The sequence below is a fragment of the Nocardia sp. CDC159 genome (assembly GCF_023740735.1).
Classification (GTDB): Bacteria; Actinomycetota; Actinomycetes; order Mycobacteriales; family Mycobacteriaceae; genus Nocardia; species Nocardia pulmonis.
The window spans coordinates 358,882-371,569 of record NZ_JAMRXH010000008.1; the positions used below are offsets into that span (position 1 = coordinate 358,882).

Annotated in this window: 2 protein-coding genes; both read right to left on the reverse strand. The window is 70.3% G+C overall.

Annotated elements, in window-relative coordinates:
- Positions 1–109: 109 nt before the first annotated feature.
- The gene (locus NDR87_RS20240) at positions 110–12,304 is read right to left on the reverse strand and encodes an amino acid adenylation domain-containing protein (protein ID WP_374211152.1); all 12,195 of its coding nucleotides are present in this window, start codon (positions 12,302–12,304) and stop codon (positions 110–112) included.
- A gap of 178 nt (positions 12,305–12,482) precedes the next feature.
- A partial coding sequence (locus NDR87_RS20245) for a hypothetical protein (RefSeq protein WP_251914264.1) occupies positions 12,483–12,688 on the reverse strand: 206 nt, incomplete at its 5' end.

Below are 12,688 nucleotides of genomic sequence, written 5' to 3' on the forward strand. Positions count from 1 at the left end.
TGCCGCACCGGCGTCCCGCGCGGAGGGTAGGCCGCATCGGAACCAGACCATTGTCGGGCATGCAACCCCGCCGGTCACACGGTAGGGCCGGATTCGTCCGCGAACAGGATCAGCGGCGCTCGCCGTCGAGCAACCGGGCCAGCACCGGCCCGATCTCGGCGAGCCCGGCCGGGCTCGCCAGCTCCGAGTGCGTGCTGGCGACCGGATGGTCGATGATCTCGCCGTCCACATACCGCCACCAGTCCGACGCCGAACGGTTGCGGGCCGCGTTGTCAGGGTCACAGGCGGCGTGGAAGAACTGCACTGTGCCGCGGAACACATCCGGCCGGTGCTCGGCGATCAGTTCGGCCGAGCGGACCGCGCCGCGATAGATCCGCCGCACCTGCTCCAGGGTCAGCGAGATCGCCTCGGCGGGGATGGTGGCGTGCAGGGCGGCCAGCGCCGCCTCGCTCGGCTCGCGCAGATCGCCCTCGGGCAGGGCGTCGGCCCCGATCCCGAGTTCGGCCAGCGCACCGCGCAGGGTGGCGTGGAAGCCCGCGACATCGAGGTCCGGATAGGCGTCCAGAATGGCCAGCAGCGCCACCTCCTCGCCCGCGGCCTGCAGTTCGGTGGCGATGGCGTGGGCGAGCACGCCGCCCAGCGACCAGCCCAGCACCCGGTACGGCCCGTGCGGCTGCACCGTGCGGATCTCGGTGACGTAGCGAGTCACCAGCTCCCGCAACGACTCGGGCACATAGTCCTGGCTCAGCGCGGGCGACTGCAGACCCCACAGCGGCCGCTGCGGCAGATAGGGCGCCAGACCCGAGTAGGCCCAGGCCAATCCGTACATCGGATGGATACAGAACAGCGGGTCGCCGGTGCCGGTGCGCAGCGGCAGCAGCACGTCGAACGCCGAACCGGCGGGCTCGGCCGCGTCGACGCGGCGGGCCAGTCCGGCCACCGTGGCGTCGCCGAACAGCCACGGCACCTCGACATGGGCGCCGGTCGCCTCGCGCAGCCGGGCGACCGCACGGGTGGCCAGCAGCGAATTGCCGCCGAGGGAGAAGAAGTCGTCGTCGAGTCCGACCTCGGCGACCCCGAGCAGCTCGGCGAAGACCGCGGCGACGGCCCGTTCGGTCGCCGACTCCGGAGCCCGGAAGTCGTTGCCGCGCACGACTTCCGGGGCGGGCAGGGCGCGGCGGTCGAGCTTGCCGTTCGGGGTGAGCGGCAGCGCGTCCAACACCACGATCGCGTCGGGAACCATATAGCCGGTGAGGAATTCGCCGACCTCGGCACGCAGCGCCGCCGGATCCCGGTCGGCCACCACATAGCCGATCAACCGATCGCCGATGCGCTCGTCGTGGCGGACGACGGCCGCGGCCTGGCCGACCCCGGCACAGCGCAGCAGCGCCGCCTCGATCTCACCGAGTTCGATGCGGAAGCCGCGCAACTGCACCTGCTGGTCACCGCGTCCGGCGTATTCGAGCCGGGCCGCCGGGCCGGTTTCGTGCCAGCGGCCGATATCGCCGGAGCGGTAGAGCCGTGAACCGGGCGGCCCGAAGGGGTTGGCCACGAATCGGGTCGCGGTCAGACCCGGGCGGCCGAGGTATCCGCGCGAGAGCTGTTCGCCCGCGACGTACATCTCCCCCGGAACATCGGCCGGGACCGGATGCAGGCGCGCGTCGAGCACATGCACCTCGAGGCCCGGCAGCGGACGGCCGATCACGCTGGCCTCGGCCGCCGTGAGCTCCTCGTCCAGCGCCAGGAACGACACGTGCACCGTGGTCTCGGTGATGCCGTACATGTTCACCAGACCAGTCGCGGGATGATCGGCCCGCCAGCTCGTCACCCGGCGCAGATCCAGCGCCTCACCACCGAACACGATGTGCCGCAACGCGAAATCAGCAGGCGCACCGACCCGATCCGCTGCCATCAGTTGATAGAACGCCGACGGCGTCTGATTCAACACCGTCACCCGCTCCCGAATCAGCAACTCCCGGAACTCCTCCGGCGCACGCGAGGTCAGATAGTCGACCACCACCACCGTGCCACCGGTGGCCAGCGCCGCCCACAGTTCCCACACCGAGAAGTCGAAGGCGAACGAGTGGAACATCGTCCAGACGTCGGTTTCGTCGAATCCGAACAGCGGCTGCGCATTGGCCAGCAGCTGCAGCACATTGCGATGCGTGACACCGACACCCTTGGGCACGCCGGTGGAACCGGAGGTGTAGATGACATAGGCCAGCTGATCGGTGCGCAGCGGCGCGCTCCGGTCGGCATCGGTGATCGGCGCGTCGTCGAATCCGTCCGACCGGTGCAACAGCATGGTCGGAATATTGTGCGGCGGCAGCGCATCCCACAGTTCGTCGGTGGTGAGCACATAGGCCGGCGCGGCGTCGGCGAGCAGGAATTCCAGCCGCTTACGCGGATAGGTGGTGTCGATGGGCAGATATCCGGCGCCGGCCTTGAGGACCGCCAGCAGCGCGACCGGCAGTTCGACGGTGCGCGCAACAGCCACGGCCACCAGGGATTCCGGGCCGACCCCGCCCGCGATCAGGGCGCGGGCGAGCCGGTTGGCGCGCCGATCCAGCTCGGCGTAGGTGAGCGCCGTCGCACCCGCCCGCACCGCGATCGCCGTGGGGCGCAGGCGAACCTGCTGATCGATCACCGTGACCAGCGACGGCACGGTGGCCGTGCGCGGCTGCGCCAGCGGGGCGTTCCAGCGCCGCAGCGCACCCTCGTATTCGGCGTCGGTGCGCAGCTCGATATCGCCGACCGCGACCTCCGCCGCCGCCAGACCGGCCAGGACGCGGCGGAATCGGTCGGCGAAGCCGCGCACGGTGGCCTCGTCGAACAGGTCGGTCGCATAGGTCAGCGCCGCGGACAGACCCTGGGCGATTCCGCTGGAATCGGTGTGCTCGGCGACGGTCAGCTGTAGATCGAACTTGGCCGGGGTGGGTAGCGCGTCCAGCCCGGACACGGTCAGCCCCGGTAGTCGTAGCTCGCTCGTGGCCAGATTCTGGAAGGCCAGCGCCACCTGGAACAGCGGATGCCGGGCCGTCGAGCGCACCGGATCCAGCAACTCGACCAGCCGCTCGAACGGGACGTCGGCGTGGGCGAAGGCGCCGATATCGGTGCGACGCACGGCCCGCAGCAGATCCGCGACCGCGGCACCCGGATCGACCTCGGTGCGCAGCACGAGGGTATTGACGAACATGCCGACCAGATCGTCCAGCGCCGCCTCGCCGCGCCCGGCGATCGGGGTGCCGATGGCGATGTCGCGGGTGCCCGAGAGCCGGGCCAGCAGCACCGCCAGCGCGGCGTGCACGACCATGAACAGCGTCGAATTATGCTGTCGCGCCAGTTCTTTCAGCGCCCGATGCAGTTCGGCGTCGATCTCGAAGGAGACCGTCGCGCCCCGGTGCGAGGCGACCGCCGGGCGCGGCCGGTCGGCGGGCAGATCCAATTGTTCGGGCAGCGCCGCCAATTCGGCGCGCCAGTAGGAGATCTGCTCGGCCAGCGCCGATTCCGGATCGTCCTCCGAGCCGAGCGCCCGCTGCTGCCACAGCGCGTAGTCGGCGTACTGCACCGGCAGCGGCGCCCAGGCGGGCGGCTCGCCCGCGGCGCGGCCGGAGTAGGCCAGCACCAGGTCGCGGGTGAGCGGGCCCAGCGACCAGCCGTCGGTGGCGATGTGGTGGGCGACGAACACGAGGATGTGCTCGGCCGGGTCCAGTCGTAGCAGCGCCGTCCGGAACGGGATCTCGGCGGTGACGTCGAAGCCCGCCGAGACGATCTCGGTCACCTCGGCCGCGAGCGCCGCGGCCGTCACCTCTCGCGGCTCCAGATCGACGGCGACCTCGCGGGCCGGGTGAATCACCTGGATCGGGCCGTCGCCGGTCAACGGATAGGTCGTGCGCAGGATCTCATGCCGGGCGACCAGATCGGCGACCGCCTGCCGCAGCGCGTCCACGTCGAGCGCGCCGGACAGCCGGATGGCGACCGGGATGTTGTACACCGCCGCGGCCGGATCGAACTGGTTGAGGAACCACATCCGCTGCTGCGCGAACGACAGCGGGATGCGGTCGGGCCGCTCGATCGCGACGAGCGGTGGGCGGGCGCGGTCGGCGGAGCGTTCCACCGCGGCGGCGAGGGCGGCGACGGTCGGCGCCTCGAACAGGCTGCGCACCGACACCCGGATCTCGAGCGCCGCGCCGATGCGGGCGGCGACCTGGGTGGCCAGCAGCGAATTGCCGCCGAGAGCGAAGAAGTCGTCGTCCGCGCCGACCCGATCGACACCCAGGACATCGGCGTACACCGACGCCACGACCTCCTCGATCGGGGTCGAGGGCGCGCGGAATTCGGTCCGCTCGAACTCCGGTTCCGGCAACGCCTTTCGATCCAGCTTGCCGTTCACGGTCAGCGGCAGCGCCTCGAGCACGACGAACGCCGCGGGCACCATATATGACGGCAACGCCGCCGACAGCGCCGACTTCACCTGCGCCACATCGACTTCCGAGCCGACCAGGTAGGCGACCAGCCGATCACCGATCCGCTCGTCGGCGCGGGCCACCACCGCGGCCTGCGCGATCTCCGGCAGCGCCAGCAGCGCCGCCTCGATCTCACCGAGCTCGATGCGGAAACCGCGCACCTTCACCTGGAAGTCGGTGCGGCCGCGATACTCCAGCTCGCCGTGCGCATTCCACGCCACCAGGTCACCGGTGCGGTACATCCGAGTGCCGGGCCTGCCGAACGGATTGGCCACGAAGCGATCCGCGGTCAGGTCGGGTCGGCCGAAATAACCGCGCGCCAGCTGCGCACCCGCCAGATACAGCTCACCGGGTACACCCACCGGCACCGGATGCAGCCGCGCGTCCAGCACGTACACCTGGCTGTTCCACTCCGGCGCGCCGATCGGCACCGACACCTGGTCGGCATCGGTCACCCGGTGATTGGTGATCGAGACCGCGGCCTCGGTCGGGCCGTACAGATTGAACAGCGCGGTCTCCGGACGCACGGCCCGCACGCGCTGCGCCAGCGCCCCGGGCAGTCCCTCGCCGATGGCCAGCACCCGGCGCAGCGGCGGCAGGCCGTCGGCGAGCAGGGCGTCGAGCATCGAGGGGACGACGTGCAGCGTGGTGACGCCGGTGCGGGCCATGAGGTCGCCGAGATAGGCCGGATCGCGATGCCCGTCGGCGGTGGCGATCACCAGACGGCCTCCGCAGACCGCCGCCGACCAGAACTCCCACACCGACAGGTCGAAGGTGGCGGCGGTCTTGAGGAGCACGGCGTCGTCGGCGGTCAGACCGAATTCGGTTGTCTTCCAGAGCAACTGGTTGACCACTGCGGCATGCGGCACGGCCACGCCCTTGGGGCGGCCGGTCGAACCGGAGGTGAAGATGACGTAGGCCGTATTCTCCGGCCGCAGCGGGGCGCGCCGATCCGCGTCGGTGATCGGCGCGTCGGACAGCGCCGACAGGTCCAGGGCGTCGATCTCCTCGTCGAGGACGCAGATCGGCCCGGCCGTATCGAGGATGTAGCGCACGCGTTCGGCGGGCTGATCCGGATCGACCGGAACATACGCACCGCCCGCCGCGGCGACCGCGTACATGGCGATCACCAGATCGCTGGACCGGCGCAGCGCCAGCGCGACCCGGTCCTCGGGGCCCACGCCCCGGGCGATCAGGTGCCGGGCCAGGCGATTCACCCGCGCCCCGAGTTCCCGGTAGGTGAGCGACCGGCCGGAGGCGTCGTCGACCAGCGCGGTCGCATCGGGGGCCACGGCCACGGTGCAGTCCAGCAGGCCGGGCAGCGTGAGCTCGCGATAGCCGTAGCGCGGCACGCTCAGCGCGGCCGCGTCCAGCGGATAGCCGGTGGCGTTCGGGCGGATCAGCACCCGGTGCAGCTCGGTGCGGTCCAGCAGCGGCAGGTCGCCCACGGGGGTGCGCGCGTCGGCGACCACCCGCGACAGCAGGTGCGCCAGCCGTTCGGCGACGGCGGCCGCGGTCGAGGCGTCGAACAGATCGGTGGCGTAGGTCAGGAAGCCACCCAGTCCCGCCGCGCCGCCGTCCTCGGCGTAGGCGTCGGCCACGATCAGATGCAGATCGAACTGCGACACATCCAGATCCGCGTCCACGCTCTGCACGCTCAGACCCGGCAGCTCCAACTGGGTACGAGCCAGATTCTGGAACGACAGGCCGACCTGGAACAACGGATGATGCGCGGTCGAGCGCCGCGGATTGAGCACCTCCACCAACCGCTCGAACGGAATATCGGCATGCGCGAACGCCTGCAGATCCGTTTCCCGTTGGCGGGCAAGCAGTTCGGTGAACGTCTCGCCCCGGTCGATGCGGGTGCGGAAGACGACGGTGTTCACGAACATGCCGATCAGATCGTCGAGCTCGGCCTCCCCACGACCGGCCACCGGCGTACCGATCGCGATATCGTCACTGCCCGACAGTCGCGCCAGCAGCACCGCCAGCGCGGTATGCACCACCATGAACACCGTCGCGCCGTGCTCGCGGGCCAGCGTCACCAATCCGGCGTGGGTGTCGGCGTCGACGGCGAAGGGCACCCGTCCGCCCGCGAGGGTGGCCACCGCGGGCCGGGGGCGGTCGGTCGGCAGCTCCAGCAGATCCGGCAGCCCGGCGAGCTCGCGCCGCCAGTAGGAGATCTGCTGGGCGGCAATGGAATCCGGATCGTTCTCATCGCCGAGGACGGCGCGCTGCCACAGCGCGTAGTCGGCATACTGCACCCGCAGCGGCGCCCAACCCGGGGCCTCGCCCGCGGTGCGCGCGGCGTAGGCCGTCATCACATCGCGCACCAGCGGTCCCATGGACGAGCCGTCGGCGGCGATGTGATGCACCACGACCGCCAGCACGTACTCCGGCGTCGCGACATCCGAGATCCGCAGCAGCCGGACGCGTAACGGCACCTCGGCCGTCACGTCGAACGGGGTGGCCGCCAGTTCGTGGACCGCCGCGGCCGCCTCGCCCGCGGCGATGTCCTCGGCGGTCACGCCCAGCCGGGTATCGGCGGGCAGGATCACCTGCACCGGCCCCTCGGGCGTCTCGGGGTACACGGTGCGCAGCACCTCGTGCCGCATCAGCACATCGTCGAGCGCGGCCGACAGGGCCGCCACATCCAGCTCGCCGGTCAGCCGCAGCGCGAACGGCAGGTTGTACGCCGCCGAGCCGTCGGCCTGATCGAAGCGGTTGAGGAACCACATGCGCCGCTGCGCCAACGACAGCGGCAGCCGCTCCGGCCGCTCCAGACCGCCCAGCGGCACGCCGCGGCGGCCGTGGGTCTGCGATTCGACGGCCGCGGCCAGGCCTGCGACGGTGGAGGTCTCGAACAGCGCCCGCACCGGAATGCGGGCCTCGAGCAGCGCCCCCAGCCGCGCCACGACGCGGGTGGCGATCAGCGAGTTGCCGCCCAGGGCGAAGAAGTCGTCGTCCGCGCCAACCCGCGCCACCTCGAGCACATCGGCGAATACCTCCGCCACGATCTCCTCGACCGGCGTTGCGGGAGCACGAAATTCACGCGTCTCCCACACCGGCGCGGGCAACGCCCGGCGGTCCAGCTTGCCGCTGGCATTGAGCGGGAAGGCGTCCAGCGCCACGATGGTGGCGGGGACCATGTACGCGGGCAGGGTCTTGCCGACCGCCTCGCGCAGTTCGGCCGCGGCGATGCGGCGGCCGGGCATCGCCACGGCATAGGCGACCAGCTGATCACCCAGCGGCGACGAAACCACCAACGCCACCGCCTGACTCACCGACGGCTGCGCCAACAACGCCGTCTCGATCTCCCCCAACTCGATCCGCTGACCCCGGAACTTCACCTGGAAATCGGTGCGCCCGAGGTAATCCAACCGGGCCGGGAGTTCGGCGGTGGCGTCGCGCCACACCACGAGGTCACCGGTGCGGTACATCCGGGTGCCGCGCGCCTCGCCGAAGGGGTTGGCCACGAACCGATCCGCGGTCAGATCCGGCCGCCGCACATAGCCCCGCGCCAACTGATCACCCGCCAGATACAACTCACCCGGCACACCCGCGGGCACCGGACGCAACCGCGCGTCCAGCACATAAACCTGAGTGTTCCACTGCGGCAAACCGATCGGCACACTAATGCGGTCGGTATCGCGTGCCTCCCAGTAGGTCACCGCGACCGCGGCCTCGGTGGGGCCGTAGAGGTTGTGCACGCGGGCCGCGCACACCCGCCGCAGCGCCTGCACGGTCTCCGGGGGTAACGCCTCGCCGATGACGAAGATGTCGCGCAGCGTCGGGCAGGACCCGGCGGTCAGGTGCGCGGCGAAGACCGTCAGCATCGACGGCACGAAGTCGGTGACCGTCACCCCCTGCGCGGCAATGGTTTCCGCGACATACACCGGATCCCGATGCCCGTCGTGCGTGGCCACCACCAACTTCGCACCCGCGCGCAGCGGCATGAAATAACCCCACAGCGACACATCGAACGTGGTCGCGGTCTTCTGCAGGTACACATCGGCGGGTCCGAGCGGATACTGCGCGAGCATCCATTCGATCTGGTTGTGAATGGCCGCGTGCGAGATGGCCACACCCTTCGGGCGACCGGTGGAGCCCGAGGTGAAGATGACATAGGCCGGATGCTCCGGCCGCACGGGTGCGCGCCGTTCGGCGGGGGCGATCGGACCGGCGGGCCGGCCGGACAGGTCCAGGCGATCGATCTCGATCGGATCGGCACCGCGGACGGCGTCCGCGTCCCGGGAGGTGGTCAGGACGCACAGCGGCCGCGCGGTATCGAGGATGTGGGTGATGCGCTCGGCCGGGTGATCCGGATCCAACGGCACATACGCACCACCCGCCGCCACGACGGCATACATTCCGACGACCAGATCCAACGACCGCCGAATCGCCAGACCCACCAATGTCTCTGGGCCGACACCACGCGAAATCAACAACCGCGCAAGACGATTGACCCGAGCATCGAACTCGGCATAGGTCAGCGCGGAGTTCTCATAGCTGAGCGCGATCGCATCCGGGAACTGCTCCACCGCACGCCGATAACCATCGAGCAGCAGCTCCGGCCGCACCCGGTGCCCGGTCTCGTTCCGGTCCCGCAGGATCAGGCGGCGTTCGTCGTCGGTGAGCAGCTCGATCGCGCCGACCGGGCGCTCCGGGGCCACGCTCACCGCGCGCAGGACGCGCGCGAATCGCTCGGCGAAGCCTTCGACGGTGTCGGCATCGAACAGGTCGGCGGCATAGGTGAACTGCGCCGACAGGCCGCCGGGCGCGCCGTCGTCGCCCACGCGCGGGACGACCGTCAGCTGCAGATCGAATTTCGCGGCCGCGCCGTCGAATTCCAGTGCGCGCACCGACAGATCGGGCAGTTCCAGCGCCGCCGCTTCCATGTTCTGGAAGAACAGCGCCACCTGGAACAGCGGATGATGCGCCTGCGAACGCACCGGATCCAGCACCTCGACCAACCGCTCGAACGGCAACTCCGCATGCGAGAAGGCTCCGAGATCGGTCTGCTTGACCTGCGCCAGCAGCTCGGCGAACGAAGCCGCGCCATCGATGCGCGTCCGCAGCACCAGCGTATTGACGAACATGCCGATCAGACCGTCGAGCTCGCGCTCGCCGCGGCCCGCGACCGGCGTGCCGATGGCGATATCGTCGGTCGCCGACAAGCGCGCGAGCAGCACCGCGAATGCCGCGTGCACCGCCATGAACAGCGAAGCACCGCCGCGCTGCGCCGTCTCCAGCAGGCGCGCATGGGTCTCGACATCGATATCGAAGGCGAAGACGCTGCCGCGGCCAGAGGCCACGACCGGGCGCGGCCGATCCGCGGGCAGATCCAGCCGATCCGGCAGACCCGCCAAAACGTCACGCCAATAGGCGATCTGAGCCGCGGCCACCGACTCCGGATCGGATTCGTCGCCCAGCACCGCGCGCTGCCACAGCGTGTAGTCGGCGTACTGCACCGGCAGCGGCTCCCACCCCGGGGCGCCGCCCGCGCGGCGGGCAAGATAGGCCGTCATCAGGTCCCGCACCAGTGGGGCGATGGACGTGCCGTCGGCCGCGATGTGATGGATCGTGAGGGCCAGCACGTACTCCGGGGTATCGGAGTCGAGTTGGCGCAGGGCGATGCGCAGCGGCACCTCGGCCGTGACATCGAACCCGGCCAGCGCGAAGGCGGTCAGCCAGTCCTCGAGCTCGGCGGCGGCGACGGGCTTGGCGGCCAGGTCCGGGATCGCGCGCTCGGGCGGCAGCACCACCTGGTAGCCGGTGCCGTCCACGGCCGGGTAGACCGTGCGCAGCGTCTCGTGCCGCTCCACCACATCGGCGACGGCGGCCTGCAGCGCCTCGGGATCGAGTCTGCCCGACAGCCGGATGGCGAACGGGATGTTGTTGGCCGCCGAGGCGGTGTCGAACCGGTTGAGGAACCACATCCGCTGCTGCGCGGGCGACAGCGGAATCCGCTCCGGCCGCGGCATGGGTCCCAGCGGCAGCCGTCCGCCCGTCCCGGCGAGTTCGGAGATCCGGGCCGCGAGCTCGGTGACGGTCGACGCCTCGAACACCAGGCGGGCGGGTACCCGGGCGCCGATCTCGGCGCCCAGCCGCGCCGCCACCTGCGTGGCCACCAGCGAATTGCCGCCCAGCTCGAAGAAATCGTCGTCGGCGCCGACCTCGGTCTCGCGATGCAGCAGATCGGCGAACACCTGGGCGACCAGCAGCTCGAACCGGCCCGCCGGCGCGCGGAATCGTCTGGCCTGCAATACCGGGGTGGGCAGGGCGGCGCGATCCAGCTTGCCGACCGGGGTCAGCGGGATCTCGTCGAGCACCATGACGGCCGTGGGCACCATGTGCGCGGGCAGGCTGCGCGCGGTGAAGGCGAGCAGCTCGTCCCCGTCGGCGGTTCCCTGGGCGGAGTGCACGTAGGACACCAGAACCGTCGCGCCGCCGCTCAATGTGTGTCCGACGGTGACGGCGAAGTCGACCGAATCGTGCGCGGCCAGCACCGCGTCGATCTCACCCAACTCGATCCGGAAACCACGGATCTTCACCTGGAAGTCATTGCGGCCCAGGTACTCCAGCTCGCCATTCGCGGTCCAACGCACCAGATCACCGGTGCGATAGAGCCGAGAACCGCTCGGGTCGAACGGATTGGCCACAAACCGCGCCGCCGTCAACGACGGTCGCGCGTGGTACCCGCGCGAGAGTTGCGCACCGGTGATGTAGAGCTCACCCACGGCCCCCGTCGGCACCGGCGAAAGACGTTCGTCGAGAACGAATTCCGTAATTCCGCGAATCGGTCCACCAATCGTCACCAGCTCGCCGGGCACCAGGGGCGCGCTGATATTGGTCATGATCGTGGTCTCGGTCGGCCCGTAGCCGTTGTAGAACTCGCGGGTCCTTTCGCCGCCGACGGGGAGCGCCCAGCGGCGCACCAGCTCCGGCGGGCACGCCTCACCACCGGCGACCACCACGCGCAACTCGTCCAGCCCGACCGGATCCACCGACGCCAGCGCCGCCGGGGTGATGAACGCATGGGTCACCCGCTCCCGCAGCAGCAGCGCCGCGAGCTCGTCACCGCCGTACACCGACGGCGCGGCTACGACCATGGTCGCCGCACCGCCCAGCGCCAGCAGCAACTCCAGCACCGAAGCGTCGAACGACGGCGACGCGAAATGCAAGGTGCGCGAGGTGCTGTCGACGCGGTAGCGCTCGCGTTGCTCGTCGCAGAAGCTCGACAGGCCCGCCTGGGTGACGACCACGCCCTTGGGCTTGCCGGTCGAACCCGAGGTGTAGATGACATAGGCCGGATGTTCGGCACGCAGCGGCCGCACCCGATCCTCGTTGGTCACCGGCTCGGTGGAGCACCGTTCCAGGGTCGCGCGAATGCCGCCGTCCAGGGTCAGCCATTCGACCCCGCCGGGCAGCCGGTCGCGCACCGCCGAGACGGTGAGACCCAGCGCCACACCGGAATCGGCGACCATATGCGCGACGCGCTCCGGCGGATAGTTGGGATCCACCGGAACGAATCCCGCGCCGGTCTTGGCGATCGCCCATACGGCGACAACGGATTCCACCGAGCGCGGAATGCCCAGCGCCACCAGGTCTTCCGGGCCGATGCCTCGATCGATGAGCAGCCGCGCCAGCCGGGTGGAGCGCTCATCCAGTTCGGCGTAGGTCAGCTCCGCGAGTGTCGCGGCGGCGTCGGCGAAGACGACCGCGGCGCCATCCGGATTCGCCTCGACGGCCGTCATCATCAGGCGCGGAAGGGTCGTGACCCGCGCGCGGCGGGTCCGCGCCGGGCGCTGCCGGGCCGGGCGCGTCATGCGGCCCACCGGTTCCGGGTCCGGTGACCTCGATCACGCCCAGCTCCCCGCCCCCGACATCCGAACATCAAAATGAAACCTTCTCCGCGCTTACTTCGAACCTTCGCAATCTTGCCTTGCTCGCGCCGATACCGCATCCTCGCTGGTTACGCACGCCCTCAGGTTCGGGGTCACGAAAATTCAATAGCTACTTGCTATCTCGGCGCAGCAGTTCGTCGAGCGTCAGGATCGCCTCTGCCGCACCGAACTTCGTAATCTGGCTCGGGCCCTGTTCGAGGATGACGGCCCGCAGGTCCTCCAGCGGCTCCGGATCCAGCCCAGACAACCCTTCCACATCGGTGAACAAATGCGTCACCCACTCATCGGCCAACCCCTCGCTGCTCACCTCGGCGG